The sequence below is a fragment of the Streptomyces sp. 2-1 genome (genome assembly GCF_048564895.1).
Lineage (GTDB): Bacteria > Actinomycetota > Actinomycetes > Streptomycetales > Streptomycetaceae > Streptomyces > Streptomyces phaeochromogenes.
Genome location: NZ_CP183383.1, coordinates 6,398,388 through 6,424,800 on the forward strand (window position 1 = coordinate 6,398,388; position 26,413 = coordinate 6,424,800).

General features: G+C 70.7%; 22 protein-coding genes. 15 read left to right on the forward strand and 7 right to left on the reverse strand.

Features of this window, described 5'->3' with window-relative positions:
- Positions 1–268 precede the first annotated feature (268 nt).
- On the forward strand, positions 269–589 hold the full coding sequence (locus ACN20J_RS28410; protein WP_419667097.1) for a hypothetical protein: 321 nt from the start codon (positions 269–271) through the stop codon (positions 587–589).
- Positions 590–674: 85 nt separating this feature from the next.
- Here ACN20J_RS28410 and ACN20J_RS28415 read toward each other — a convergent pair whose 3' ends face one another.
- The 3 genes from ACN20J_RS28415 to ACN20J_RS28425 form a co-directional block, all read right to left on the reverse strand.
- Positions 675–827 carry a hypothetical protein gene (locus ACN20J_RS28415; protein ID WP_419667098.1) on the reverse strand — a complete coding sequence of 51 codons (153 nt, stop codon included), beginning with the start codon at positions 825–827 and terminating at the stop codon, positions 675–677.
- 219 nt (positions 828–1,046) lie between these two features.
- A complete protein-coding gene (locus tag ACN20J_RS28420; protein WP_246575157.1) occupies positions 1,047–1,331 on the reverse strand; it encodes a hypothetical protein in 285 nt (94 codons plus the stop codon).
- A 215-nt stretch (positions 1,332–1,546) separates the two neighbouring features.
- Positions 1,547–4,513 carry a BTAD domain-containing putative transcriptional regulator gene (locus ACN20J_RS28425; protein WP_419667099.1) on the reverse strand — a complete coding sequence of 989 codons (2,967 nt, stop codon included), beginning with the start codon at positions 4,511–4,513 and terminating at the stop codon, positions 1,547–1,549.
- 223 nt (positions 4,514–4,736) lie between these two features.
- Here ACN20J_RS28425 and ACN20J_RS28430 point away from each other — a divergent pair, with 223 nt between their 5' ends.
- From ACN20J_RS28430 to ACN20J_RS28440, 3 genes are all read left to right on the forward strand, one after another.
- Positions 4,737–5,969 (forward strand): amidohydrolase family protein, encoded by a 1,233-nt coding sequence (locus tag ACN20J_RS28430; RefSeq protein ID WP_190229031.1) that lies wholly within the window; start codon positions 4,737–4,739, stop codon positions 5,967–5,969.
- A 95-nt stretch (positions 5,970–6,064) separates the two neighbouring features.
- Positions 6,065–6,967, forward strand: coding sequence for an LLM class F420-dependent oxidoreductase (locus tag ACN20J_RS28435; RefSeq protein ID WP_419668973.1), 903 nt, complete (start codon positions 6,065–6,067; stop codon positions 6,965–6,967).
- Positions 6,968–7,107: 140 nt separating this feature from the next.
- The gene (locus tag ACN20J_RS28440; RefSeq protein ID WP_419667100.1) at positions 7,108–7,884 is read left to right on the forward strand and encodes a response regulator transcription factor; all 777 of its coding nucleotides are present in this window, start codon (positions 7,108–7,110) and stop codon (positions 7,882–7,884) included.
- A 157-nt stretch (positions 7,885–8,041) separates the two neighbouring features.
- Here ACN20J_RS28440 and ACN20J_RS28445 read toward each other — a convergent pair whose 3' ends face one another.
- Positions 8,042–8,833 carry a hypothetical protein gene (locus tag ACN20J_RS28445; RefSeq protein ID WP_419667101.1) on the reverse strand — a complete coding sequence of 264 codons (792 nt, stop codon included), beginning with the start codon at positions 8,831–8,833 and terminating at the stop codon, positions 8,042–8,044.
- Positions 8,834–8,942: 109 nt separating this feature from the next.
- A complete protein-coding gene (locus tag ACN20J_RS28450) occupies positions 8,943–9,677 on the reverse strand; it encodes a hypothetical protein (RefSeq protein ID WP_189836961.1) in 735 nt (244 codons plus the stop codon).
- 253 nt (positions 9,678–9,930) lie between these two features.
- On the opposite strand from ACN20J_RS28450, the gene ACN20J_RS28455 reads away from it, so the two are divergent.
- The 8 genes from ACN20J_RS28455 to ACN20J_RS28490 all read left to right on the forward strand — a co-directional run bounded on the left by ACN20J_RS28455 (position 9,931) and on the right by ACN20J_RS28490 (position 20,288).
- Positions 9,931–10,707: an SDR family NAD(P)-dependent oxidoreductase gene (locus ACN20J_RS28455; protein WP_419667102.1), complete on the forward strand. Its 777-nt coding sequence runs from the start codon at positions 9,931–9,933 to the stop codon at positions 10,705–10,707.
- 110 nt (positions 10,708–10,817) lie between these two features.
- The gene (locus ACN20J_RS28460) at positions 10,818–11,936 is read left to right on the forward strand and encodes an LLM class flavin-dependent oxidoreductase (RefSeq protein WP_189836963.1); all 1,119 of its coding nucleotides are present in this window, start codon (positions 10,818–10,820) and stop codon (positions 11,934–11,936) included.
- Between the two features lie 120 nt (positions 11,937–12,056).
- The gene (locus ACN20J_RS28465) at positions 12,057–13,787 is read left to right on the forward strand and encodes an N-acyl-D-amino-acid deacylase family protein (protein ID WP_419667103.1); all 1,731 of its coding nucleotides are present in this window, start codon (positions 12,057–12,059) and stop codon (positions 13,785–13,787) included.
- 46 nt (positions 13,788–13,833) lie between these two features.
- On the forward strand, positions 13,834–15,285 hold the full coding sequence (locus ACN20J_RS28470) for an aldehyde dehydrogenase family protein (protein ID WP_190229034.1): 1,452 nt from the start codon (positions 13,834–13,836) through the stop codon (positions 15,283–15,285).
- 523 nt (positions 15,286–15,808) lie between these two features.
- Positions 15,809–16,573 (forward strand): SDR family oxidoreductase, encoded by a 765-nt coding sequence (locus ACN20J_RS28475; protein ID WP_190229035.1) that lies wholly within the window; start codon positions 15,809–15,811, stop codon positions 16,571–16,573.
- 65 nt (positions 16,574–16,638) lie between these two features.
- Positions 16,639–17,538, forward strand: coding sequence for an SDR family NAD(P)-dependent oxidoreductase (locus ACN20J_RS28480; protein ID WP_190229036.1), 900 nt, complete (start codon positions 16,639–16,641; stop codon positions 17,536–17,538).
- 122 nt (positions 17,539–17,660) lie between these two features.
- The gene (locus ACN20J_RS28485; protein ID WP_190229037.1) at positions 17,661–18,389 is read left to right on the forward strand and encodes a TetR/AcrR family transcriptional regulator; all 729 of its coding nucleotides are present in this window, start codon (positions 17,661–17,663) and stop codon (positions 18,387–18,389) included.
- Positions 18,390–18,620: 231 nt separating this feature from the next.
- On the forward strand, positions 18,621–20,288 hold the full coding sequence (locus tag ACN20J_RS28490) for a serine/threonine-protein kinase (protein ID WP_190229038.1): 1,668 nt from the start codon (positions 18,621–18,623) through the stop codon (positions 20,286–20,288).
- A 33-nt stretch (positions 20,289–20,321) separates the two neighbouring features.
- On the opposite strand, the gene ACN20J_RS28495 is transcribed toward ACN20J_RS28490, so the two are convergent.
- Positions 20,322–20,717 carry a nitroreductase/quinone reductase family protein gene (locus ACN20J_RS28495; protein WP_190229039.1) on the reverse strand — a complete coding sequence of 132 codons (396 nt, stop codon included), beginning with the start codon at positions 20,715–20,717 and terminating at the stop codon, positions 20,322–20,324.
- A 133-nt stretch (positions 20,718–20,850) separates the two neighbouring features.
- Positions 20,851–21,882, reverse strand: coding sequence for a medium chain dehydrogenase/reductase family protein (locus ACN20J_RS28500; RefSeq protein ID WP_419667104.1), 1,032 nt, complete (start codon positions 21,880–21,882; stop codon positions 20,851–20,853).
- Between the two features lie 241 nt (positions 21,883–22,123).
- Here ACN20J_RS28500 and ACN20J_RS28505 point away from each other — a divergent pair, with 241 nt between their 5' ends.
- The 3 genes from ACN20J_RS28505 (at position 22,124) to ACN20J_RS28515 (ending at position 26,412) form a co-directional block, all read left to right on the forward strand.
- Entirely contained in the window at positions 22,124–22,771 is a 648-nt protein-coding gene (locus ACN20J_RS28505; protein ID WP_189836972.1) for a TetR/AcrR family transcriptional regulator, read from the forward strand.
- A gap of 120 nt (positions 22,772–22,891) precedes the next feature.
- Positions 22,892–24,403 (forward strand): alpha/beta hydrolase, encoded by a 1,512-nt coding sequence (locus ACN20J_RS28510; RefSeq protein ID WP_419667105.1) that lies wholly within the window; start codon positions 22,892–22,894, stop codon positions 24,401–24,403.
- Between the two features lie 131 nt (positions 24,404–24,534).
- A complete protein-coding gene (locus tag ACN20J_RS28515) occupies positions 24,535–26,412 on the forward strand; it encodes a protein kinase domain-containing protein (RefSeq protein ID WP_190229043.1) in 1,878 nt (625 codons plus the stop codon).
- Position 26,413: the final 1 nt, after the last annotated feature.

Genomic DNA, 26,413 nt, shown 5'->3' on the forward strand with positions numbered 1-26,413 from the left:
GGGGCGGGGGCTGCTGACCGGCGTCGGGTTGGTCAGCGGTCCGCCTGAGGTGAGGTGGCCGCCGGGCGGATGCCCGGCGGCTCCACCGTCCCTCGGTCCGGGTCCGTCCTGTGGGGTCCGGGCGCCGGGGGTGTCGTACCGGCGGGAGGAGATGCCCGCGGGCGGGCCGCCGCCTTGCGCCTGCTGACCCGGCGGCAGCCAGAGAGCCCCCGATGAGGCCCTGAAGCCCTGAAGTCCTCAAGCCCCGCGTGATCCCGGAGGAGTCGCGATGATCGAGTACGACCCCGGCTCCGGCCTGCCCCCGGATCCCCTCGAACAACGGCTGCGCGACGCCCTGCGGGCCCGGACCGACTCCGTCGGCCTGTCCGATCTGCGGCCCGCGGCCCCGCCGTCCGGTCGTGCCCGGTTCCGGCTGGCTGTCAGTCGTCCTGTCCGCCGCGCTGTTCTGCTGCTCGTGCTGGCCGCCGTGGTGGTCGGTGTCCTGTTCGCGTCGGCGCGCTGGGAAGGGCCGAGGCAGGCTCCTCCCGCGAACGGCCCGTCGGCGCCGCCCACCCCCACCACCCCCGGGTGCGGTGACCGCGTCGCCTGATGGTGGACGGCCTTGACCGAGGAGCGGAACCGGCCAGGGTGACGATGGGGGCCGAGCCCGCCCGGCTCGGCCCCCATCGGGTCTTCTACGGCGCGGAGTTGGCCGACGAGGCCACGGAAACGGCCGTGTCCGGGGCGGGCGCGGGCATCGAGTTGTCGGCCAGGGCCGGGCTCGCGGAGGCCGCGGCGGCGGTGAGTATCAGGGCGATCGTGGTGAGGATCTTCTTGGCTCGGGTCATGCCGGCTCCTGTGGGAGAGGGGACTTCCGGACATCAAGGGACGCTAGCGACAAGCGGGATGCCCGTTCGACGGCATCGAACGGTTCGGGCCACCGATTGGCCCGTACCCAAACCGTGCCCATACCCGTGCCCGTACCAGTCCCCGTACCCGGACAGACTTCGGCCGCGGTGGCTCCCCCTCCGCGCCACCGCGGCCGATCCCCGTCGGGTTGAAAGTCTCTACTTGCCGCCGTCGAGGTCCAGCGCCGGCGGGGAGGGCATGCCGTTGTCCATCGTCCGGATGTCGGCCGGCTCACTGGGCATACCGTTGTCGAGCGTGGTGACCTCGGGGTCCTTGACCGGCGGCGCGGGCATCCCGTTGTCCTGCGTGGTGGCGTCCGAGCCCTTCGCGGGCGGCGTCGGCATCCCGTTGTCGAGCGGAGTCACAACCGGGTCCTTGGCAGGCGGAGTCGGCATGCCGTTGTCCTGCGTGGTGAGGTCCGTTTCCTTCTTCGTCTCGCTCATGGGCCTGAATCCCTCCGTTGTGGTGACGAGTAAGGAACGCCCGCCCAGAAACTCCCCCGAGGGTCGCTGGACGGGCGTTCGGAGCCGCACATTAGCCGTTGGGCTCCTGGTCAGACCGTCTGCCCCCCGACGCGACGGTGTGACACGTACGAGAGTGCCGGGCGGAGATAAACGAATGCTGAACGTCCGCTACTGCCCCGTCACCGGCACCCCGTTCACGCCGCGGTGGCGGGCGTGAGCAGCGCGCGTACCTCCTCGGCCTGCGCGGCACCGCCGTGCTGTTCGTAGAGGTTGAGCGCCTCGCGCCAGCAGACCCTGGCCCGGTCCACCTGCCCCAGCATGGTGAGGGCCCGGCCGAGGAGTGTCAGCACGGTGCCCTGCATGCGGTCGCCGCCGATGCAGCCGAGCGCGAGGGCCTGCTCGGCGTGCTGGGCCGCCTGCGCGGGGCGACGGGCGGCCAGGTGCACCTCGGCGATCCGGAAGTTGGTCGTCCCCTCCCAGAGCCGCTGCCGGTGGCTGCCGAAGACGGACAGGGCGTCGGAGAACTGGCTGAGGGCCTCGGTGTGACGGCCGGCCCTCGTCAGGGCGATACCCAGGGTGAAGTGACCGTTGGCGAGGCGCAGGGTCTGGCCGATCTCCAGGTACGCCGAAAGGGCGCGCTGCGCGATCTCCACCGCCATGGCGATGTTCCCCATGCCCAGGTGCGCCCGCGACAGGTTGCACAGGCTGAGCGCTTCGAGCGGCCGGTTGCCGATCGTGGCGTATCCCTCGATCGCCTGCTCGAAGAACGGCTTGCTGTCCGCGTACTGCTCCTGGTGCATGAGGGTGAGCCCGCGGTCGTTGGCCGCCCAGCTCATGGCCATGGCGTCCTCGGCGGAGGCGGCGAGCTCCATGGCGAGCTGGGCCTGCTCGGCGGCCTGCTGGATGCGGCCGGAGACCAGCAGGACATTGGTGAACGTCGTCCGCGCTCTGCCCTCCGCGTGTGCGTCCCCCGCGGTCCGCGTGGCGTCGCACATCGCCCGCGCGGTCGTCTCGTACTGGTGGGAGTTGGCCCCGGACTCGGTGAGGTCCTTGGCGGCCCACAGCAGGTCCACCGCGCGCCGCAGCCGGTCCGTACCCGCCGACTGCCGTACGCAGGCCAGCAGGGGCGAGGCCTCGTTGTAGAGCCAGTCGAGGGCGGCGCTGCCGTCGGTGAACCGCAGCCCGGGGTACTCCGTCACCTCCAGGTGGTCCACCAGCCGGTCCCCGGGCCGCTCGATTGCGTAGACCCCGGCGGCCGTGGCCAGGTAGAAGTCGAGCATCCGCGACATCGCCGCCGCCCGCTCGCCCGGTGGCTGTTCGTCCCTCTCGGCGCACGCACGCGCGTAGAGGCGTACCAGGTCGTGGTAGCGGTAGCGGCCGGGTGCGGCCGACTCCAGCAGTGAGGTGTCGACGAGGGATTCGAGCAGGTCCTCGGTCTCCTCGACCGGCAGATCGAGCATCGACGCGGCCGCGGCCAGCGAGATGTCCGGACCGTCCGCCAGCCCGAGCAGCCGGAACGCGCGGGCCTGGGCGGGCTCCAGCTGTCCGTAGCCGAGCTCGAAGGTGGCCTTCACGGCCAGGTCGCCCGCCTGGAGTTCGTCCAGCCGGCGTCGTTCGTCGGCGAGCTTCGCGGCGAGGACCGAGACCGTCCAGGTACGCCGGGCCGCCAGGCGGGAGGCGGCGATCCTGATCGCCAGCGGCAGGAATCCGCACGCCGCCACCACGTCCAGCGCCGACTCGCGTTCCGAGGCCACCCGCTCCTCGCCCACGATCTTGGTGAAGAGCTGGAGCGCCTCCTCCGGCGACATGACGTCCAGGTCGACGAGATGGGCCCCGGCCAGGTCGACCATCCGCACCCGCGACGTCACCAGCGCCGCGCACCCCTCCATGCCGGGCAGCAGGGGGCGTACCTGGGCCGCGTCGCGGGCGTTGTCCAGCAGCACCAGGACCCGGCGGCCGTCCAGGGTGGAGCGGTAGAGGGCCGCCCGCTCCTCCAGGGAGTCCGGTATCGCCGCGTCGGCGGTGCCCAGGGCGCGCAGGAAGGAGCCGAGGACCGTCTCGGGCGCGACCGCCCGCGCGCCCGCTCCCTGGAGGTCCACGTAGAGCTGTCCGTCCGGGAAGGCGTTCCGTGCCCGGTGTGCGACATGGACGGCCAGCGTCGTCTTGCCCACGCCGCCGATGCCCGCCAGCGCCGACACCGCCATCACCCGGCCCTCGGACGCCGACGCCGCCGCCAGCACATCGCTCAGCTCGGACACGAAGGACGTCCGGCCGGTGAAGTCCGAGACGGTGGCGGGGAGTTGGGCCGGGCGCACCGGGGCGGCAGCGGTCTCGGCCGCCAGCGGGGCCGAGGGCTCCGCGAGGCCCGGGTCCGCCTGGAGGATGCGCTGCTGGAGTTCCTGCAGACCGGGCCGCGGGTCCACGCCCAGCTCGTCCGCCAGCAGCCGCCGGGTGTCCGCGTAGGCGGCCAGGGCCTCCGCCTGCCGGCCCGAGCGGTACAGCGCCAGCATCAGCAGCTCGCGCAGCCGTTCCCGCAGGGGGTGGGCGGCGGTGAGCGCGGTGAGTTCGGAGATCGCCTCCGCGTGGCAGCCCTGCTCCAGGTCCATGTCCAGCCGGGACTCGATGAGTTGGAGCCGCCACTCCTCCAGACGGGCGCGCTGGGTCTCCGCGTACGGACCCGGAACGCTCGCCAGGACCTCCCCGTCCCACAGGCTCAGCGCCTTGTTCAGCAGGGCGCGCGCATGGCACAGGTCACCCGTCGTCTTCGCCTTCTCCGCGTCGGCCGCCAGCTCCTGGGCCAGCGCGAGGTCCAGCGAAGCGCCCACGCCGGACTCGTCGGTGAGCCGGACGGCGTACCCGCCCGACTCGCTGACCAGCACACCGGGGGAGAGGACCTTCCTCAACCGCGAGGCATACGTCCGCACCGCCGCCAACGCCTGCGAAGGCGGCTCCTCCCCCCACAACGCGTCGATCAGCTCGCCCGCAGTAGCCGTGCGGCCCTCGCGGAGCAACAGGGCCGCCAGCAGGGCACGTTGTTGAGGGGACCCGGTGGGCAAGGAATCCGCCCCACGCCAGGCGCGCACCGGGCCGAGCACGCTGAAGCGGAGCGCCGCCGAATCATCGGGACGCCACTGCTCCGGTACTCGCGGTACACCGTCCATCGCTGCCCCCTGCCGAAACGTCATGACAACCAGGCCAGTTTGCCTTGTTCATGGCGGATGCGTCAGCCGTGGGAGATACCGATCACAGGCCGCCGTGCCGAGTGGCGCAAGCCCTCACAGAGCCCACACCCCCTCCCCGCAACCCCATGACGAGGTTCCCGCATTCCAGAGAGCCGCCGCACGATAGCTGACGGGCCGTCAGATCGGCGCTACCGTAAAACCCATGGAGACCTTCCCGAAGATCATCTCGGTGGACGACCACACGGTGGAGCCCCCCAACGTCTGGCGGGACCGGCTCCCGTCGCAGTACCGGGACCGGGGCCCGCGCATCGTCCGCGCCCCGCTCAAGGAAATGACCTTCCTGGGCGGCAAGTTCGCCCCGGTCATGGGAAACCCGGGGGACGACGGCCCGATCGGCGACTGGTGGGTCTACGAGGACCTGCACCGCCCCCTCACCCGTCTCGACACCGCCGTCGGATACGACAGGGACGAGATCAAACTCGAAGTCATCACGTACGAGCAGATGCGCCCGGGCTCGTACGACGTCCCGCAGCGCCTGGCCGACATGGACGTCAACCACGTCCAGTCCGCCCTCTGTTTCCCCACCTTCCCCCGCTTCTGCGGCCAGACCTTCACCGAGGCCAAGGACCGCGAACTGGGGCTCCTCTCGGTGCGCGCCTACAACGACTGGATGGTCGACGAGTGGTGCGGCCCCGATGCGGCGGGCCGCCTGATACCACTCACCCTCATACCTCTGTGGGACGCGGAACTCGCCGCGCAGGAGGTGCGGCGCAACGCCTCCCGCGGTGTACGGGCCGTCGCCTTCTCCGAGATACCTCCGCACCTCGGACTGCCCTCCGTCCATACGGACGAGTGGGATCCGTTCCTCGCCGCCTGCGACGAGACCGGCACCGTGATCGCCATGCACATCGGGTCGAGCAGCCGGATGCCCTCCACCTCCGCCGACGCCCCGCCGGCCGTCGGCTCCACGATCACCTTCGCCAACTGCTGCTTCTCGATGGTCGACTGGCTGATGAGCGGCAAGTTCGAGCGCTTCCCGAACCTCAAGGTCATGTACGCGGAGGGCCAGATCGGCTGGATCCCGTACATCCTCGAACGCGCGGACGTCGTGTGGGAGGAGAACCGCGGCTGGGGCGGCGTCGCCGACAAGGTCCACCGCCCGCCGTCCGAACTCTTCACCGAGCACGTCTACGGCTGCTTCTTCGACGACGCCTTCGGCCTGAAGAACCTCGACGCGATCGGCGTGGGGAACGTCCTCTACGAGACCGACTACCCCCACTCCGACTCCACCTGGCCCAAGTCGCGGGAGGTCGGCGAGGCGCAGATGGGCCACCTGGACGCAGACGTTGTCGACCGGATCGTACGGCGCAACGCGATCGAACTCCTGGGGCTCACGGAGGACGGACTGTGGGCCGGACCGGGCGGTGCCCGTTGAGCGCCTCCCTCGACGACACAGACCCCAGCAACACGTCCCCCAGCAACACGTCCCGCACCAACACTTCCTCCAGCAACGCGACCTTCACCTACGGGATCCAGCTTCCCGTCCAGTCCCAGAGCACCATGTACGCGGAGGCATGGGAGGCGGACGCGGGTCCCGACGACCTCGTCGAGATCGCCCGTACCGCCGACCGCTCCGGCTTCGACTACGTCGCGAGCTGCGACCACGTCGCCATACCGCGCCGCCTCGCCGCCGCGATGAGCACGGTCTGGTACGACCCGGTCGCCACCCTCGGCTTCCTGGCCGGAGTCACCGAGCGTGTACGGCTGTTGAGCCATGTCGCGGTCGTCGGGCTCCGGCACCCGCTGCTCACCGCCAAGCAGTACGCGACCCTCGACCACCTGAGCGGAGGGCGCCTGATCCTCGGGGTCGGCGCCGGACACGTACAGGAGGAGTTCGAGGTGCTGGGGGTGGACTTCGAGCGGCGTGGGGCCGTGCTCGACGAGTGCGTCGACGCGCTGCGGGCCGCGCTCGGGCCCGATGAATTCCCCACCCACCACGGGAAGTTGTACGACTTCGAAGGGCTTGGGCAGCTTCCCAGGCCCACGCAGGAACGGGTGCCCGTCTGGGTCGGCGGGTCCTCGCCCGCCGCCGTCCGGCGTGCCGCGGTCCGGGGCGACGGGTGGCTGCCGCAGGGGGACCCGCGTGATCGGCTGCCCGAGCAGATCGCCCGGGTTCGACGGCTCCGGGACGAGGCGGGCGTCTCCGAACCCCTCACCGTCGGCGCGATCACCGAGCCGCTGTACGTGGGGGAGCCGGGGTGGAGCGTGGGGCGCCGCACTCTCACCGGGGCCCCCGAGGCGCTCGCCGAGTCGCTGCGCGCGTACCGGGCGATGGGGGTGCACCAGATCCAGGTGCGGTTCCGCAGCCGGAGCCGTACCGAACTCACCGACCAGATGGCCGCGTTCGGGGCCGAGGTCGCCCCGCTGTTGTAGGTCGCTGTTGCGGGTCGCCGTTGTGGGCCGCTCCGGGGAACCTGTCTGACAGCCAGACAGTTCTTTCTTGAAACTTCGAACAACTTCCGCCTGTGCCGCGTATGTAAGGACGTCATGGCTTCGGCGGAAGGACACGCGAAGTGCGATCCCCCCGGCACGTCCGAACTTCCAAGCACAGTGCACAGCACGGCTCCCGGCCCAGCTCCGCGCCCGTCAGCACCACCGTGCCGACGGATCCCTCCCGCAAGCTGTCCGTCGCCCTGGCCTGCGCCGACGGCGACTGGCCGCACGAGGACTGGCCGGCCCCGGACGATCCGTACGTGGGCCGGGTGCTGCGCCTGTCCCCGCCGTACCGCGCGCTCCGGGAACTTTCGTCGGAGGGCGCGGTGGACGTCGTCGTTCTCCGCTGCGAGGACCCGTCGACAGCCTTCGCGGGGCTGTTGAAGGGCATGGGTGCGATGAGCGCCCCCGTGATCGTCCTCAGCCCCCGGCGGGACACGGAGACGGTGGTCGAGGTGTTCCGGGGCGGCGCGGGCTATCTGGTCGAGGGCGACTACTGCACCCACATGCTGTCCTCGGCGGTCATGGCCGCCACGGTCGGCCACACCTACCTCTCGCCGACCGCGTGCGCCGCCCTGCGCGACGCCGCCCGGCGGATACCGGGCGGCGGGGAGACGACGGAGCGGATGCGCGCCCTGCTCTCGCCCCGGGAGCGGGAGATCATGGAACTGCTCTCGACCGGCCTGGGCGCACAGGAGATCGGCCTGAGGTTAGGGCTGAGCGAGAAGACCGTCCGCAACAACCTCAGCAACATCTACGCCAAGCTGGACGCCCGCGGCGGCACGGACGCGGTGCTGCGGTGGCTCGGGGCCCCGTACAGCGACACCCTGGGCCCCCTGGGATCGACCGCGCGCTGAGGGGGGCGGCCGGCGCGGAAGGTGTCCGTGGCGGCGGGCACGGAGAAGCCCCCGCGTGATTCGCGGGGGCCGTTCGTGCCTTGGTGCCGTTGCCGTACGTCATCGCGTTCGCTCCCGATTACGGCGGTCGCGCCCGCTGTGCGGCTGTCGCTCCCGCCTACGGCGCCGGGATCTCGGACAGCGGGATCTCGACGTCCGCCACGTTCGCGCCGCCCTCCTCGAATCCGGGTTCCGTGCGGATGCTGTTCGACGAGTTCTGGATTCCGCTCGCCTCGGGAGTTCCGCACTTCACGTTGCGCAGCCAGAGGCGGCCGTCAGGGGTGCCGTTCTTCAGAAGCTGCGGATAGAAGACGTGCACGCTCGTGCCGCCCTCGCTGGGGGAGAAGAACACCTTCTGGCCGTTCTGCTCCTCCTTGTACGTGGCCTTGAGGAATCCGCTCACATCGGTGCGCTTCTCGGACCACATGAAGAACCCGAGGTGGTCGGCTTTGACGGTGTCGGTCCTGGAGAAGTCGAATCCGGTTCCCGTGTCGTCACGCTTGATGCTGAATTCCGTCGTGTTGAACTTGGCGCCTATCTCGAAGAACGAGTTGCCCAGCTTCGAGTCCGCGGCGGCCGTGAACCCGTCCTCAAGGGTGATGGACCTCGTCACCGAGGCCGACACGCTGAAGTCCTTCGTGGCGGCGGTAGTGGATCCGCAGTTGTCCGTCACGGTGGAAACGCGCTTGTTCGCGCCCAGGCTGTTCCTCTTGACCTGGACGTCGACGAATTCACAGTTGTCCAGCTTCGCGGAGTCCTCCGCGCAGTCCTTGGACACCTCGGAGGGGGTGGCGGCACCCGCCTGGTTCATCAGCGGAACGGCCACCGCGGCGGCCACCACCGGGGCCAGCATGAGGACGATGCGCTTCTTCTTGCTCCGGTGATGTCCCTTGCGGCCGGTGCGTGTCATGGTGCGTCTCCTTGGGGGAAGTGGGGGGAGGGGAGTCGGGTGACGGGGTTCGTCGGCCACGGCTGACCGGGCTGTCGGCGGCCCGTCGGCAGTGGGCGACCGGGCGCCGTCAGCAGTCCGTCAGGACCGGCTTGGCCACCCCGTCCGCGATTCCGGGGGCGCCGGCGGCTCCCGCCAGGACGACCGGCCCCTCGATGACCTCGGGCGCCGCGAAGTTCTGCTCGGGGCTGGGATTGACGGCGAAGCTCCCGGGATCGGCGTCGATCCGTACACGCCATTCGCCTGTCATGCGCTGCATCTTCGGCGTGAACTCCATGTGCAGGACCTTGCCGACCGGGACTTCCCGCGTCTCCGTGTCGCCGGCCGTCACCGACTTGATGGTCAGGTCGGTCGTGCCCTTGTGCTTGAGCCAGGACCCGCTCAGAAAGCCGAAGAGGCCTCCGCCGGCGCCCTGTTGTGTCGCGGTGTACTTGCCCTCGCCCTGGCCGACGGTCGCCTTCCAGGTGATGCTGACCTTCGCCGGGTCGGTGGCGTTCGGCTCGCAGTTCGGGAAGTCGATCGAGGCTTTCTCCTTGGGGCCGTCGAAGGTCTCGAAATTCGTCTCGGCGAAATCGCAGTTGTCGGCCTGGAATCCGTCCGCGAAGGCGCCTCCGAAATCCTCGACCGACCGTTTTTCGCCGCTGACGACCGCGGACCTCTCGCACATCGTCATGATCTGCTCAGGTGTCTTCTCCTCGGCCGCGTTCGCCGAGGGCAGCAGGGTGACGACCGCCGCGCCGGTGGCGAGTGCGGACCCAATGGCGACGAGCCGGATCTTCTTGTTCTTCAAGGCCCTCTTGGCCATGCCTTGCTCCGTCCTTGGGGGCTTCTTTGCCTTGCCGAGAAAGGATTATTGGTCCGCCTCAGCGGGCCCGACAGAGTCAAATGTCCCTACCGGCCGGTTACTTGACGTGTGCATTGCGACACACCACGAAACCTCCGGGGGTTCTCGCCCCCTTGCCTGACGGTGTGTCAGATACGACCATGGGCATGCTCGTCACCCGTGTGACGGCGCGTCAGAAGTGGTTCACGCGTCCGCGTCCCCGAAGGAGAAACCGATGGGCAAGCTCGACGGGCGGGTCGTACTCGTCACCGGCGCCGCACGAGGCCAGGGCGAGCAGGAGGCGCGGCTCTTCGCGGCCGAGGGCGCCAGGGTCGTCGTCGCGGACGTGCTCGACGACCAGGGGGAGAAGCTGGCCAAGGAGCTGGGCGCGCTCCATGTCCACCTGGACGTGAGCCGGGAGGCCGACTGGGCGTCCGCGGTTGCCGCCGCGAAGGAGGCGTACGGGAAGGTCGACGGGCTGGTGAACAACGCGGGCATCCTGCGCTTCAACTCCCTCGTCGACACGCCCCTCGACGAGTTCATGCAGGTCGTGCAGGTGAACCAGGTCGGCGTCTTCCTCGGCATCAAGACCCTGGCCCCCGAGATCGAGGCGGCCGGCGGCGGGACCATCGTCAACACCGCCTCGTACACCGGGGTGACCGGCATGGCGTACGTCGGCGCGTACAGCGCGACCAAGCACGCGATCGTCGGCCTCACGCGTGTGGCCGCGCTGGAGCTGGCTCCCAAGGGCATCCGGGTCAACGCCGTCTGTCCGGGCGCCATCGACACCGCGATGAGCAACCCGGCCCTGCTCGACCCGGCGGCGGACGTCGAGGCGTCCTCGGCCGGTGTGGAGCGGCTCTACCGCAAGCTCGTGCCGATGGGCCGGATCGGGAAGCCCGAGGAGGTGGCCCGGCTCGCCCTCTTCCTCTCCTCGGAGGACTCCTCGTACATCACCGGACAGCCGTTCGTGATCGACGGGGGCTGGCTGGCGGGTGTGAGCGTCATGTGACGGTCCATCAGGTATTGACGCCTCGCGGGCGCGGTGCAACAGTCGGCGGCAGATGGATCTGACGGTTCGTCAGGTTCGGCAGGATGACGGACAGGGGACGGTGAACCTCCTTGGAATTCGGGCTCTTTGTACAGGGATACGTGGGCAAGCGGGCCGAGACCGATCCGCTCGCGGAGCACAAGGCGCTGATGGAGGAGACCGAGTACGTCATCCAGGCGGACAAGTCCGGCTTCAAGTACGCGTGGGCGTCCGAGCACCACTTCCTGGAGGAGTACTCCCACCTCTCCGCGAACGACGTCTTCCTCGGCTATCTCGCGCACGCGACCGACCGCATCCACCTCGGCTCGGGCATCTTCAACCCGCTCGCCCAGGTCAACCACCCGGTGAAGGTCGCCGAGAAGGTCGCCATGCTCGACCATCTCACCGAGAACCGCTTCGAGTTCGGCAGCGGACGCGGCGCCGGCTCGCACGAGATCCTCGGCTTCCTCCCCGGCATCACCGACATGAACTACACCAAGGAGATCTGGGAAGAGACCATCGCCGAGTTCCCCAAGATGTGGCTCCAGGACGAGTACGTCGGCTTCCAGGGCAAGCACTGGCAGCTGCCGCCGCGCAAGGTCCTGCCCAAGCCGTACGGGAAGTCGCACCCCGCGATGTGGTACGCCGCCGGGTCGCCGCCCTCGTACTCCATGGCCGCCCGCAAGGGGCTCGGGGTGCTCGGCTTCAGCGTGCAGAAGGTCTCCGACATGGAGTGGGTCCTTGAGCAGTACAAGACGGCGGTGGTGGAGGCGGAGCCGATCGGGGACTTCGTCAACGACAACGTGATGGTGACGACGACTGCGATCTGCGCGCCCACGCACGACGAGGCGATACGGATCGCCGTGGGCGGCGGTCTGCACTATCTGCCGTCGCTGGTGTTCCGCTACCACGACACGTTCCCCCGGCCCGAGGGGTTCCCCGTGTGGCCGGAGACGCTGCCCGAGTACAACGAGGAGTTCATCGAACTGCTCATCGCCGAGGAGCTGTTGATCTGCGGGGATCCGGACGAGGTGCTCACGCAGTGCAAGCGGTGGGAGCAGGCGGGCGCCGACCAACTCAGTTTTGGTCTGCCGGTCGGTGTGCCCAAGGAGGAGACGCTGCAGACGATCAGGCTGATCGGGGAGCACGTGATTCCGAAGATCGATACGGATCCTGTGCATCGGACCAGCCGTTTCCGGCAGGCCGTGTGAGGGGTTCGTTTTCGGGTGCGGGTTCGCTGTTGCTGGGTGCGCAGTTCCCCGCGCCCCTAAAAGAACAGGGCGCGTCAGTGTGGCGGCAGTTAGTTGAGTGAGCCGGAGAGGGGCGTAAGCATGCTTGACCATCTGATCAAGGGCGCGACCGTCGTGGATGGGTCGGGTGCGCCCTCCTATACCGCTGACGTGGGGATACGGGGCGGGCGGATCGCCGTGATCGGCCAGGTCACCGAGGAAGCCCGTACGAGTGAGGACGCGAGCGGGCTCGTACTCGCGCCCGGGTTCGTGGACCCCCACACCCACTACGACGCGCAGCTGTTCTGGGATCCGTATGCGACGCCCTCGCTCAATCATGGGGTGACGACGGTGGCCGGTGGCAACTGTGGGTTCACGCTTGCGCCGTTGAACCCCGCGCGGCCGGAGGACGCCGACTACACGCGGCGGATGATGTCCAAGGTCGAGGGGATGTCGCTGGTCGCGCTGGAGGAGGGGGCGCCGTGGAGCTGGCATTCCTTCGGGGAGTATCTGGATGCCCTGGAGGGGCGGATCGCGGTCAACGCGGGCTTCATGGTGGGGCATTGCGCGCTCAGGCGGTATGTGATGGGCCCGGATGCCGTCGGAGGGCAGCCCTCGCCCGAGCAGCTGGAGCAGATGCTCGCGCTCTTCCACGAGGCGATGGAGTCCGGTGCCTGGGGGCTCTCCACCACGCAGTCCTCCACCCACTCCGACGGGGACGGGAAGCCCGTCGCCTCGCGGCACGCCAAGCCGGCCGAACTGCTCGCGCTCTCCCGGGCGGTGGGCGATCACGAGGGCACGCAGATCGAGGCCATCGTGGCGGGCTGCCTCGACCAGTTCAGCGACGACGAGATCGATCTGTTCGTGGAGATGAGCGCGGCGGCGGGACGCCCGCTGAACTGGAACGTCCTGACGATCGACGCCGCCGTCCCCGAGCGGGTTCCGCGTCAGCTGGCGGCAAGTGAGCGGGCCCGTAAGGCCGGTGGGCGGATCGTGGCGCTGACGATGCCGATCCTCACGCCGATGAACATGTCGCTGGGGACCTTCTGCGCGCTGAACCTGATACCCGGGTGGGGGGAAGTCCTCGGCCTCCCCGTGCCCGAGCGGATCGCGAAGCTGCGGGACCCCGTGGTCCGTCGCGAGATGCTGCGGCGGGCCGACTCCAAGGAGGCCGGCGTTTTCCGGCGCCTCGCCGACTTCGGGCGGTACGTCATCGGCGACACCTACAGCACGGAGAACGAGGGGCTGACCGGGCGGGTCGTACGGGACATCGCGGCCGAGCGCGGCCAGGAACCCTTCGAGTGCATCATCGAGATCTGCGCCAACGACGGTATGCGTACGGTTCTTTGGCCCATGCCGACCGACAACGACCCCGACTCGTGGTCGCTGCGGCAGGAGACGTGGCGGCACGAGGACGTGATGCTCGGCGGCTCGGACGCGGGCGCCCATCTGGACCGGATGTGCGGTGCGCCGTACACGACCCGGTTCATCGGGGACTGCCTGCGGGGCCGGAAGCTGACGACTCTCGAGCAGGCCGTGAAGATGCTCACGGACGACCCTGCGCGGCTCTTCGGACTGCGTGAGCGCGGACGGATCGCGGAGGGCTTCCATGCGGACCTCGTGCTCTTCGACCCGGACCGCATCGACGCCGGCAAGGCCACCCTGGTGCACGACCTGCCGGGAGACAGCCCGCGCCTCGACTCGAAGGCGATCGGCATAACGGCCGTCTGGGTCAACGGAGTCGAGGCGATACGGGGCGACGTGGTGTCGGGGGCCGTTCCGGGCAAGGTGCTGCGATCGGGCCGGGACACGCGAACGGTGAGCACGAAGTGACGCGACGACGACGGTGACCACGGCGACGGCGGGTGTGGGGGGCCAAGTGACGGACGGGCAGCGGCTGTTCATCGGCGGCTCGTGGGTGGAGCCGGACGGCGGCCACTACGAGGTGATCGACCCGGCGACCGAGGAGGTCGTCGGGCTGGCTCCGGAGGCCTCGCGGGATCAGGTGCACGCGGCGGCAGGCGCGGCCCGCGAGGCCTTCCGGTCATGGTCACGCACGGCACCCGAGGAGCGGGCCGCGGTCCTGCACCGGGCGGCCGAGGAGATCCGGCGCAACCTCGTCCCGTACGCCGAGCTGGCCCAGGCCGAGACCGGGGCCACGACCGGTACCGCGCGCGGGATGCAGGTGGGTGTCGGGGCGGCCCGTTTCCAGCGGTACGCGCGCGTGGAGCCCGTCGAGGAGCCGTTGCCGCCGCAGATCAACGAGGCGGGCCCGTTCGGCAGGGCGGCCGTGATGGGCGCCCTTGCCGTGCGCCAGCCCGTCGGCGTGGTCACCTGCATCACCTCGTACAACAACCCCTGGGCGAACCCGGCCGGCAAGATCGCCCCGGCGCTCGCGATGGGCAACACCGTCGTCGTGAAGCCCGCGCCGCAGGACCCGCTGTCCGTGTACCGGATGGCTCAGGCGCTGGAGGCCGCGGGTGTGCCGCCCGGGGTCGTGAACGTCGTCAGCGGTTCGCGTGCGGAGGTCGGTGAGGCGGCCGTCGACTCGGACGACGTCGACATGGTGAGCTTCACCGGCTCGACCGCCGTCGGGCGGCGTATCGCCGAGGTGTGCGGGCGCGGTATGAAACGGCAGTTGATGGAGCTGGGCGGGAAGGGCGCGGCGGTCGTCTTCGACGACGCGGACCTGGAGTCGGCGGTCCGGGGCATCGGAACCACCTTCTCGTTCTACAGCGGCCAGATCTGCACGGCCCCGACGAGGGTGCTCGCGCAGCGGGCGGTGTACGACCGGCTGGTGGCGCAACTGGCGGCGTACGCAGGGTATTTGAAGGTGGGGGACCCGCGGGCGGAGGACACGGTCGTCGGGCCTGTCATCTCCGCCGCCCACCGGGACCGGATCGAGTCGTACGTCGAACTGGGCCGCAAGGAGGGGGCGCGGGTGGTCTCGGGCGGTGAACGGCCGCCGTCCGACCGGGGGTTCTACGTCGCCCCGACCCTCCTCGCCGACTGCACGCCCGACATGCGGGTCGTCCGCGAGGAGATCTTCGGCCCGGTCGTCGTGGTCCTCCCCTTCGACGACGAGGAGGAGGCCGTCGCCCTTGCCAACGACAGCGACTACGGCCTCATCGACTACGTCTGGTCCGGCGACGTCGCCCGCGCCTTCCGCGTGGCCCGGCAGCTGAGGGCCGGTGGCGTCGGGGTGAACACGGTCGGCCGGAACATGGAGGCGCCGTTCGGCGGCTTCAAGCAGAGCGGGGTGGGCCGAGATGTCGGCTCGTACGCCCTGCACGCGTATTCGGAGCTCCAGTCATTGGTGTGGCCCGGCTGATCCGTTCTCGCCCCCGCCGCCCCTACCCATTCCTGTCCCCTGAGGGCTCCGCCCCCAGACCCCCGCATCGCGCTGAACGCGCTCGTCCTCAAACGCCGGACGGGCTAAGTGGGTGGGGCGGGGCTGACAGGGGTGGGCGGGGAGATCGGCCTGAACGGCCTCGTCCTCAAGCGCCGGACGGGCTGAGTGGGTGGGCGGGGCTGATGGGGGTTGGGTGGGTTGACCGTGAGTGGGCGAGGGCTTGCGGGGTGGAATGCGTACGGGTGAGTCGTGGCTGGGCTGCGCAGTTCCCCGCGCCCCTGAAAACCTAGGGGCGCGGGGAACTGCGCAGTCTTTTGGGGGTTCGGGGGCGGAGCCCCTGATTAAGGGACGGGAATGGGTAGGGGCGGCGGGGGCGAAACCTCCTCCGGACCACAACACCGTAGCGACGTTACGGCAAAGGTAGCGTTGCTACGGAATCGGTGTTAGCGTTGTTTCTGTCAGGGAGCGAAACCCGCTCCCCCGCCACGACAGGAGCACCGTCATGAGCGACCAGAAGCCCACCACCCCCACCCCCACATCCCCCCGCGTCGCGATCGTCACCGGCGGATCCCGCGGTATCGGCCGCGAGACCGCGGAGCGCCTCGCGGCGGACGGCTTCGCGGTCGTCGTGAACTTCGCGGGGAACCAGGCGGAGGCCGACAAGACCGTCGCGGCGATCACAGAGGCGGGCGGACAGGCGCTCGCCTTCCGGGCCGACGTGGCGGACGAGACCGAGGTGGCGGCACTCTTCGACGCCGCGGAGTCGACGTACGGCGGGGTCGACGTGGTCGTCCACGCGGCCGGTGTCATGACACTGGCCCCGCTCGCGGACTTCGACCTCGACGCCCTGGACCGGATGCACCGCACGAACATCCGCGGCACGTTCGTCGTCGACCAGCAGGCCGTGCGCCGGCTGCGCGAGGGCGGCGCGGTCATCAACTTCTCCAGCTCGGTGCTGGCCCTCGCCATCCCCGGCTACAGCGCGTACGCCGCGAGCAAGGGCGCCGTCGAGGCCATGACGCTGATCCTGGCCCGCGAGGTGCGCGGCCGGGACATCACGGTGAACGCGGTGGCCCCCGGCCCGACCGCCACCGCCCTGTTCCTGGACGGCAAGGACGAGGAGACCATCGCGCGGATGGCCGCCCAGCCGCCGCTGGAGCGCCTCGGCACGCCGAACGACATCGCCGGGGTCGTGTCCTTCCTTGCCGGCCCGGCCGGCCGCTGGGTCAACGGCCAGGTGCTCCGCGCCAACGGCGGCATCGCGTAAGCCCCGTCCCTCTCCTCTCCACCTTCCCCCTTCTCTCCTTCCCCTCTCTCCTCAGGAGTTCCGTCATGGGCAAGACGATCGTCATCACGGGTGCCGGTTCGGGATTCGGCGCGCTCGCCGCACGGGCGCTGGCCGACGCCGGTCACACGGTCTACGCGGCGATGCGCGACACGGCAGGGCGTAACGCGAGCCGGGTCGCGGAGGCCGAGGCGTACGCGGCCGAGCACCAAGTGGATCTGCGTACGGTCGAGTTGGACGTCCTCTCGCAGGAGTCCGCGGACGCCGCCGTCGCCAGGGTCCTGTCCGAGGCCGGCGCGCTGGACGTGGTCGTCCACAACGCGGGCCACATGGTGACCGGCCCGACCGAGGCCTTCACCCCGGAGGAGCTGGCCGCGGTGTACGACACGAACGTGCTCGGCACGCAGCGGGTCAACCGCGCAGCGCTGCCCCACCTGCGGGCGCAGGAGCACGGCCTGGTGCTGTGGATCGGCTCGACCTCGACCCGGGGCGGTACCCCGCCCTACCTCGCGCCGTACTTCGCCGCGAAGGCCGCGATGGACGCGCTCGCGGTGTCGTACGCGGCCGAGCTGGCCCGCTTCGGCATAGAGACGACCATCGTCGTGCCCGGCGCCTTCACCTCCGGCACCAACCACTTCGCGACCGGCGGCCACCCCGCCGAGCGGGCGGTCCTGCCCGCGTACGAGGAGCGGTACGCGGGCCTGATGGACCAGGTCGCCCAGCGCCTCGCCGCCCTCGCGCCCGCCGACGCCCCCGCGTCCCTGGTGGCCGACGCGATCGTCGAGGTCGTCGACACCCCGCCCGGCGAGCGGCCGTTCCGGGTCCACGTCGACCCCGCGAACGACGGGTCGGAGGAGGTCAGCCGGGTCGCGGACCGCATCCGCGCCGAGTTCCTGACCCGCATAGGCCTGGACGACCTCCTCGCCCCGCACAGGGCGACCGCGTGAGAGGGGGCCGTACGGCCTCGGAGAGTCAGGGTTCTTCGGGAGGCCGGGTGCCCGCGGGGGGCAAAGTGTCCCCGGGGGACCAGGTGTCCTTCGGTGCTGCCCCTTCGGTTAGCGTCGCTCCCGTGAGTACGAAAGCGCGCATTCTCGAAGTGGCGGCGGCCCTCGTCGCCGAGTCGCCGAACGGGGACGTCTCCACCCGGGCCGTGTGCGAGGCGGCAGGGGTCGGCGCCCCGGCCCTCTACCGCCACTTCGGGGACAAGGAGGGCCTCCTGTCGGCCGTCGTCGACCACGGCTGGGACAAGTACCTCGCGACCAAGCGCGACCGCGCCCCGGGCACGGACCCCGTCCAGGACCTGCGGGACGGTTGGGACACCCACGTCGAGTTCGCCCTGCACAACCCGAACCTGTACCGCCTGATGAATTCACCGGCGATGCGTACGCCCCCGGCGGCTGCCCTGGAGTCCCACCGCATCCTCACCGCTGACCTCCAACGGGCAGCGGAACAGGGCAAGTTGCGCCTCGCCCCCGAGCTGGCCGCCCAGATCATCATGTCCGCCAACGTCGGCGTGGCCCTGATGCTGGTCTCCCGCCCGGCGACGTTCACCGACGGGTCGGTGTCCCGCCGCGTACGGGACTCGGTGCACACCATGGTCTTCACCCCGGACGTGATGACGGCTCCGACGGCCACCCCCGATCCATTGGCTCCCGAGGCGGACGATTCCCGCCTCCCCGCCACGGCGGCCCGTCTCAACGCCCTCCTCCGCCAGGCCCCGGCCCCGGTCCTCAGCCCCGCCGAGGACGCCCTGCTCACCGAGTGGCTGAACCGCCTCTCGAACGCGCCCCGGAGCTAGGCAACTCTCCTCCCTTCCCTCTGCCCGACCCGACGACCCTCTGCCCGACCCGACGACCCCCTGCCGGACCCGACGACCGTCGCGGGAACGCCGGGGCGACTCTCGAACCGGGTCACGAATTCGGCGCCGGCGTGCTTGAATTCCCAGTTCGTACGATCTTTGCGATCTTGACGGGGTGGCCGGGCAGCGTGCTTCCGCTCCGGCGACCGGGGGGACAGGGGACGAGGGCCGATGGACCACGCGACTGAGGTGTTCCAGCCACTGCAGGCGGACGATCCGCCCATGGTGGCCGGCTATCGCCTCGCCGCCCGGCTCGGTGCGGGCGGCATGGGCCGGGTCTACCTCTCGCACACCCAGGGCGGTCGGCCTGTGGCGATCAAGGTGATCCGGCCGGAGCTGGCCGACGACCCGGTCTTCCGGCGGGGGTTCCGCAGGGAGATAAAGGCGGCCCAGCGGGTCCGGGGCGCGTACACCGCGGAGTTGATCGACGGCGACGCGGACGGCGTACCGCCCTGGCTGGCCACGCTGTACGTGCCGGGCCCCTCGCTGGCGGAGGCCGTCGCCCGGCGCGGACCACTGCCGGTGCCCGCGGTGCTGTGGCTGATGGCGGGGGTGGCCGAGGCGCTGCAGGCCATCCATGCCGCGGGAATCGTGCACCGGGACCTGAAGCCGTCCAACGTGCTGCTGGCCGCCGACGGGCCGCGGGTGATCGACTTCGGTATCTCGCTGGCCGCCGGCATCACCTCGCACACCGCCACGGGAGCCACCGTCGGCACGCCCCAGTTCATGGCTCCCGAGCAGGCGTCCGGGGGTGAGGTCACGGCGGCGACCGACGTGTTCGCGCTCGGCCAGACGGCGGCGTTCGCGGCGCTGGGCGAGCCGTTGTACGGGGAGGGCAACTCGGTCGGTGTGCTGTACCGGATCGTGCACTCGGAACCCGACCTGTCCCTGTTGCCCGCGCAGCTCCGTCCGCTGATGGCCCGGTGCCTCGCGGCCGAACCGGGGGAGCGGGCCACTCCGGCGGAGATCGTCGAGTGGTGTCGGCAGCGGCTGGGCCGGGGTGCCGACGCGGGCGCCGGGCCGGCCGTCTGGCGGGAGGTCATGGGACCGGAGGTCACGGTTCCGTCCCCGGTCCCGCACCCGACCCCCGTGCACACGATGCCGTTGCTCCCGCAGCCGCAACTGCAGGGGCGTCCGCAGCCGACGGTGCCGGACGGGCGGCGGGCCCGCCGGCGGCGTACCAGGGTGTTCTCGGCCCTGGTGACGGTGGGTGCGCTGCTGTCGGCGGGCGTGGCATGGACGACCCTGGACATGTCGGACCGGCTCCGCGACCGGAACGCGGCCGGGTCCTCGACGTCCGGCTCGGGGGCGTCCGAACGGTCGTCGGCATCGTCATCGTCATCGGCGTCCGCGCAGTCCTCGGGGTCGGGAAGCGGTGGCCGGACATCAGGAGGCTCGCGCCCCTCCTCGACCGCTTCCGAGTCGCCGAAACCGATCGCGTACCCCTTGGCGATGATGAACGCGACGAAACCCCTGGATCTCAAGGATCCCTACCGCTACCTCAAGGACGCCAAAGACATCAAGGACGACAGGAGCGCCAAGGAACGCAAGGGGGACATCCGCTTCGTCTGCGGGCAGACCTGCGCGCTGGAGAGCGACACGAGTCTGATCGACTGGGTGCCTTCCGAGAAGCCGGGCGCAACCCTGGAATCCTGTCGCGCAACCCTCGCCGACGCCGAGCACAGGCTCCCGCTCGCCATTGTGGCGGCCGGCAGCGAGATCTGCATCGAACACCCCTCCGGAGACATCGCTCTGTTCGTCGTCGACGTGAAGTCGACCGCGCTGCCGGACATCGGTTTCGTGAACGGCGCCCTGACGGTCTGGCGGGGGGCGGCCTAGCAGGTTTCGTCCGGCGTCGGAGGGCGGGGTCCCTCAGTCCGTCAGATCCACCCGCACCGTCAGCAGATTCGTCCCGACCGCTCGGACCGCGGCGCTGTTAGCGCGGGGGAGGGACTTCAGGCGGGTGCGGGCGTCGTCGTCGTGCAGCAGGTGGGCGGTGCCGTGGTGCCACCGGCCCTTGTCGCGGACCCGGACGGTCGGGTTCGCCTGGATGTTGCGTACGTACTGCGACTTGTCGCCGTACTCGGAGACGATCCAGAACTCCTGGCCGACCCGTCGCCCGCCGACCGGAGTCCGTCGCGCTAGCCCCGACTTGCGGCCGGTGGTCTCCAGCAGCGTCTGGAACGGCAGCAGCCTGGACACCGGGTTCACGACCCATCGCTGGATCTTCGTGATGACGCGGAACTTGATCTCGTGGTGGCGCGACATGTCGTTGGGATCCTCGTCCTGGGCGGTTGTCGGCCGAGGCCGTCGGTCGGTAGGTCGGCCGGTCGGTCGGTAGGTCGTGAGGATAGGGCTCGGCCGGGCGGCTCGGAATGCCGGGGTGGCGGCAGTTCGCGCGTTACGGGTTCAGGACGATCTTTCCGGCGACGGTGCCCGACTCGGCCAGGCGCAGGGCCTCGGCGATGCGGGAGAGCGGCAGCTGTGCGGCGATGTGGGCGGTGATCTCACCGCGCTGGAGGGCCGTCAGGACCTGGGTGAGGTCGGCGTGCAGCCGGGTCCGGAACTGGTTCTTGGCCAGGGCCCGTCCGGCCCAGATGTTGAAGAAGTAGGCGCGGCGGCGGTTGGGCAGCGCGTTCCACAGCCAGATCCGGCCCAGCAGCTTGAGTACGGGGAGTTGCTTGGAGCCCTCGTCGTCCCGGGTCGAGGCGCTGCCGTAGGCGACGAGCGTGCCGCCGGGCGCGAGGAGGTGCCAGGAGTCGATCGCGCTGCGCCCGCCGACGTGGTCGAAGACGGCGTCCACTCCGCCGGGGGCGAGCTCACGGACCCGGGCGGGGATGTCCTCGGTGCGGTAGTCGATGGGCGTGACGCCCTGGGCCCGCAGCGCGTCGTGGTGGCGCGCTGACGCCGTGCCGATCACCTTCGCGCCCGCCGCCTGGGCGAGCTGGACCAGGACCGAGCCGACGCCGCCGTTGGCGCCGTGCACCAGGACGGTGTGCCCGGCGCGGACGCGGGCCTTGCGGTGCAGCATCTGCCAGGCGGTGATGCCGTTGACGACCAGCGTCTCGGCCTCCGCCGCGCCGACCCCGTCGGGCACCGGCACGACGTCCGCCGCGTCGACGAGTACGTGGCTGGCCCAGCCGCCGACCTTGACCAGCGCGGCCACCCGGGTGCCGGCCAGGCCCGGCTCGACACCCTCGCCGGTCGCGGCCACGGTCCCGACCAGGTCGTAACCGGGGACGAAGGGGAACGCCGGCTGGTCGTAGTAGCGGCCCCGGCGCATCTGCTGCTCGGCGAAGGAGACGCCGGTCGCCTCCATCCGGATCACGACCTGACCGGGGCCCGCGACGGGCACGGCTCCGTGCCGGATCTCCAGCCCCTCCGGCTCGACCTTGCCCGGCAGCACGACCTCGACGAGTGCTTCGGCGTTCATGACTTCCTCCACTGCGCTCTGTGTTCGGGTTCCGCGTGAGTCACTCGGTGAGCGGCTCCGCGAGCGACTCGGTGAGTTACTCGCTCTCGCTTCTGTTAGAAGTTATAACTTCACGAGAAGGGCGACGTCAAGAGGTTCAGTGATAGCCTCTAACTAAATCTTGAACGTGTAGCCCGCAGGCGTCCCTGCGAGCATCCCCACGAGTCGCGAGCATCCCCACGAGTACGGAAGGCGGCAGGTCATGGCGGAGACCGGCACGACCACCCCGCGAGAGCGCTACCGCGCCCAGGTGCGTACGGAGATCAAGGAACGCGCGTGGGAGCAGATCGCCACGGCGGGCGCGACCGCGCTCTCCCTCAACGCGATCGCCAAGCAGATGGGCATGAGCGGCCCCGCGCTCTACCGGTACTTCGCCGGCCGCGACGAACTGATCACCGAGCTGATCAGGGACGCGTACAGCAGCCTCGCCGACGCCCTCCGGACGGCTGCCGAATCCGGCGCGGACCTCGCCGCGCTCGCGCACGCCCTGCGCGAATGGGCCCTCGCGGACCCCCACCGCTACTTCCTCATCTACGGCACGCCCGTGCCCGGCTACCACGCGCCGGACGACGTCACCGGGATCGCGAAGGGCATCATGGCGACGCTGCTCGACGCCTGCGCCGCACTGCCCTCGGACGGCCCCGCGACCCCGTTCGACACCCACCTCGAAGGCCACCGCCAGTGGGCGGCAGGCCACCCCGCCCCGCCCGCGGCCCTCCACCGGGGCCTGGCCCTCTGGACCCGGCTGCACGGCGTGCTGTCCCTGGAGCTCGCCGGTCACTTCAACGGAATGGGCTTCGACCCCTCGCTGCTGTACGAGGCCGAACTGGACGACCTGCTGAGCCGCTGACCGCGCCGGGCCGGGCAGGCGCCGAACCTCTCCTCCAGTGCCGTCGGTTCGGGAAACCGCCGTGCGGAGAGGCCGGGTGGCCGGATGGGGAGGGCGGCGCGGATTCGCGAGGCTCTTCCCATGACGAAGAAGAGCAAGCGGAACATCGCCCTGACCGCCGTCTCCGGCGTGGTCCTCGGCCTCGCCCTGCCGCTCGCCGCGACCGCTTCGACCGCCCCAACCGCCGTACGTGCCAAGCCCTTTGACTGGACGAAGTGCGAGGGGAGCGGGTTCGGCCCCCGGCAGGAGTGCGCGACCGTCGACGTGCCCATGGACTACGCCGACCCCGAGGGCGAGAAGATCAGTATCGCCGTCTCCCGCATCCGGAGCGAGAAGCCGGCCGTACGCCGCGGGGCCCTGCTGCTGATCCCCGGAGGGCCCGGCGGCAGCAGCCTCGAAGAGCAGTCGGCGAAGGCGCGGACGCTGCCGCGGGAGGTGCGGGAGGCGTACGACCTGGTCGTGTTCGATCCTCGGGGCAACGGGCGGTCCGCACCGGTGAGTTGCGGGTTCGAACGGCAGGACCTTGCCCCGACCACGTTCCGGCCGTGGCCCGCAGGACCGGACGGGTCCGTCGCCGGGAACCTGACCGCGGCCCGGCGGATGGCAGCCGCCTGCGAGCGCAACGGCGGGGAACTGCTGCGGCACATCGACACCGTCGCCAACGCGCATGACGTCGACCGCATCCGGGCGGCGCTCGGCGAGCGGAAGCTGTCCGCCTGGGGCGTCTCGTACGGCTCGTATCTCGGCGCCGTCTACAGCCAGTTGTTCCCGCACCGCACCGACCGGTTCGTCCTCGACAGCAATCTGGACGCCAACGCGGACGCCCACGGCGGCCAGGTCGCCCGTGGCCTGTGGGCCGGGTTCGAGAAGGGTGTCGAGAGCGTCTTCCTTGAGTTCGCCAAGTGGGCCTCGGCGCCCGGGAATCCGTACCGGCTGGCCGATACGGCGGCCGAGGTGCGGCCGATGTTCCTGCGGCTCGCCGCGCGCCTCGACCGCGAGCCGATCCCCTGGCCCGGCGCCAGTCCGGCCGAGCTGAACGGCAATGTGCTGCGGCAGAGCCTGCTCGACGCGTTCTACGACCCCGAAGGCTTCCCGGCCGCGGCCCAGTTGATCCTGGCCGCCCGGAAGGGCGCCGTCCCGCCCGCGCCCGAGCCGCCCCCGGAGGCGCTGCTGCAGAACGGCCTCGCCGTCGCCTCCGCGACCTTCTGCAACGAGGGGAAGTGGCCCGCGTCGGCCGCCCGCTACCAGAAGGAGGTCGACGAGAGCCGCGCCAAGTACCCGCTGACCGCCGGAATGCCGAGGAACGCGACCCTCTGCGCCGCCTGGCCGTATCCGCCGAAGCAGGACCCGGTACGGATCACCGACCGCGGACCCTCCACCGTCCTCATGGTCCAGAACGAGCGCGACCCCGCCGCCCCGCTCGCCGGCGCCCGCGAACTCCGCGCCGCCCTCGGCAAACGCGCCGTCATGGTGACCGTGAACGCCACCGGACACGACGCCTACCTCGGCAACGGCAACGCCTGCGGGGACGCGGCCGTCACCCGCTACCTGGCCACGGGGGAACGGCCCGCCAGGGACACGTACTGCCGATAGGAGCGGAACTGCCGTTGGGAACGGGACTGTTGACCGGAACGTGCCCGCCGACAGACGCCGGTCCCCCACACGTCACTCACGTCCCTCCCCTATCCTCAGGCGAACGCGCCGCCGGGGGAGAGGGAGCACGCATGGACGGGTTGGACCCGGCAGATCCGGGCTGGATCGGCGGTTACCGACTGCTCGGCAGACTCGGTGAAGGCGGCATGGGGCGGGTGTATCTGGCCCGTTCCGAGCGCGGCCGTACGGTCGCGGTCAAGGTCGTCAAGGAGGAGCTGGCCCGCAAGCCGGACTTCAGGCGGCGCTTCGCGCAGGAGGTGAAGGCGGCCCAGCGGGTCGGCGGCGACTGGACGGCACCCGTGCTCGACGCCGACACCGAGGCGCCGACGCCCTGGGTCGCCACCGGCTACGTCGCCGGTCCCTCGCTCGCCGAGGTGGTGGACAAGCAGTACGGACCGCTGCCCCCGAAGTCCGTGCGCGCGCTGGCGATCGGGCTCATCCGCGCGCTCCAGGCCATCCACGGCGCGGGCCTCGTGCACCGCGACCTCAAGCCCTCCAACGTGCTGGTGACGATCGACGGGCCCCGAGTCATCGACTTCGGCATCGCGCGCGCCCTCGACACGGCCGTGCAGTCCGCCGACGGGCTCACCAAGCCCGGGGCCCTCGTGGGGTCCCCGGGCTTCATGGCGCCCGAGCAGGTACGCGGGGAGCGGGTGACGTTCGCGAGCGATGTCTTCTGCCTCGGTGCCGTGCTGGCGTACACCGCGACGGGACGGCTGCCGTTCGGTACAGCCGAGGGCGGGATCCACTCGCTGCTCTTCCGTATCGCGGAGGAGGAGGCGGATCTTGAGGGCGTACCCGAGGCGTGGCAGGGACTGATCGCGGCCTGCCTCGCGAAGGACCCTGCCCAACGGCCCTCCCTGGACACGCTGTTGGCGTCGGCCGAGGAGGTACCGGGTGCACCGGTCGGCCGAGGGGGCAGGGGCGGCGCTTGGCTGCCCGGCGAGGTGCTGGCAGAGCTGGGCAGACACGCCGTACGCCTCCTGGACAGCGAGGACCCGCAGGGCCCCGCGCCGGCGTCGAGTCCCGCGTCCGGGGCGAGCGCCTCTGTGCGGATATCGAGCCCCGCACCGGCATCCGGTCCCATACCGGCATCGAGCCCCGTACCGGGCTTCGGCCCTCCCCTCGCCTACTCCCCGACGGCGCCCTCGTGGCAGAGCCCGCAGCCCGGCAGTCCTCACCCGCACAGCCCGCTGCCCGGCAGCCTCCACCCGCAGAGCCCGTTCCCCGGGGGCCTCCACCCGCACAGCCCGCCCCCGGGGCATCTGCAGGCCCCGCACTTCTCCGCTCCCGCCTACGGCTCCCGTTTGCCCACCCCTCGCTCGACCCGTGGGCTCTCGATCGCCCTGGCCCTCCTGCTCGCCCTCTTCGTCGTGCCGCTGCTGCTGCGGATCGCCGTCCTCGGGGTGGCCTACTCCCGGCTCTCCGCGGCGGCCAGTACGTCCGCCACCGACCTCATCGAGGACTACAAGTACCTGAGCGTCGCGTCGCTGGGGACCGAGGTGCTCACCGTGTTCGTGGGCATCCCGGTGGTGATCGTGTGGGCGTTCTGGTTCCAGCGCAGCCGGGGCAACGCCGAGGCCTTCGCGCCGGGCCACATCCGCCACGCGTCCGGGATGGCGGCCGGTTCGTGGTTCATCCCGGTCGTCAACTTCTACATGCCCAAGCAGATCGGCAACGACATCTGGACGGCGACGACCGGCAGGCCGGCCGGCGCCGGCCGGTGGCTCCTGCACACGTGGTGGTGGTTCTGGCTCGCCTACTTCCTGGCGTACGCGAACGACTCGTGGGCCAGCTGGTACGACAGGGACCTCGCCGTCGCGGCCACGGACACCATCGTCACCTCGCAGGCGGCCAACGTCATCGGCGTCGTGACCGCCGTACTTGCCATCTTCTTCGTGCGACGGCTCACCAACCTCCAGCAGGCCCGCATCGCAGGAGGCGCCTAGC

Bases quoted from the DNA above. Each gene is read 5' to 3' on its own strand.
- ACN20J_RS28410 (WP_419667097.1), top strand. From the start codon at position 269: ATGATCGAGTACGACCCCGGCTCCGGCCTGCCCCCGGATCCCCTCGAA.
- ACN20J_RS28415 (WP_419667098.1), bottom strand. From the start codon at position 827: ATGACCCGAGCCAAGAAGATCCTCACCACGATCGCCCTGATACTCACC.
- ACN20J_RS28420 (WP_246575157.1), bottom strand. From the start codon at position 1,331: ATGAGCGAGACGAAGAAGGAAACGGACCTCACCACGCAGGACAACGGC.
- ACN20J_RS28425 (WP_419667099.1), bottom strand. From the start codon at position 4,513: ATGGACGGTGTACCGCGAGTACCGGAGCAGTGGCGTCCCGATGATTCG.
- ACN20J_RS28430 (WP_190229031.1), top strand. From the start codon at position 4,737: ATGGAGACCTTCCCGAAGATCATCTCGGTGGACGACCACACGGTGGAG.
- ACN20J_RS28445 (WP_419667101.1), bottom strand. From the start codon at position 8,833: ATGACACGCACCGGCCGCAAGGGACATCACCGGAGCAAGAAGAAGCGC.
- ACN20J_RS28450 (WP_189836961.1), bottom strand. From the start codon at position 9,677: ATGGCCAAGAGGGCCTTGAAGAACAAGAAGATCCGGCTCGTCGCCATT.
- ACN20J_RS28455 (WP_419667102.1), top strand. From the start codon at position 9,931: ATGGGCAAGCTCGACGGGCGGGTCGTACTCGTCACCGGCGCCGCACGA.
- ACN20J_RS28465 (WP_419667103.1), top strand. From the start codon at position 12,057: ATGCTTGACCATCTGATCAAGGGCGCGACCGTCGTGGATGGGTCGGGT.
- ACN20J_RS28475 (WP_190229035.1), top strand. From the start codon at position 15,809: ATGAGCGACCAGAAGCCCACCACCCCCACCCCCACATCCCCCCGCGTC.
- ACN20J_RS28480 (WP_190229036.1), top strand. From the start codon at position 16,639: ATGGGCAAGACGATCGTCATCACGGGTGCCGGTTCGGGATTCGGCGCG.
- ACN20J_RS28490 (WP_190229038.1), top strand. From the start codon at position 18,621: ATGGACCACGCGACTGAGGTGTTCCAGCCACTGCAGGCGGACGATCCG.
- ACN20J_RS28495 (WP_190229039.1), bottom strand. From the start codon at position 20,717: ATGTCGCGCCACCACGAGATCAAGTTCCGCGTCATCACGAAGATCCAG.
- ACN20J_RS28500 (WP_419667104.1), bottom strand. From the start codon at position 21,882: ATGAACGCCGAAGCACTCGTCGAGGTCGTGCTGCCGGGCAAGGTCGAG.
- ACN20J_RS28505 (WP_189836972.1), top strand. From the start codon at position 22,124: ATGGCGGAGACCGGCACGACCACCCCGCGAGAGCGCTACCGCGCCCAG.
- ACN20J_RS28510 (WP_419667105.1), top strand. From the start codon at position 22,892: ATGACGAAGAAGAGCAAGCGGAACATCGCCCTGACCGCCGTCTCCGGC.
- ACN20J_RS28515 (WP_190229043.1), top strand. From the start codon at position 24,535: ATGGACGGGTTGGACCCGGCAGATCCGGGCTGGATCGGCGGTTACCGA.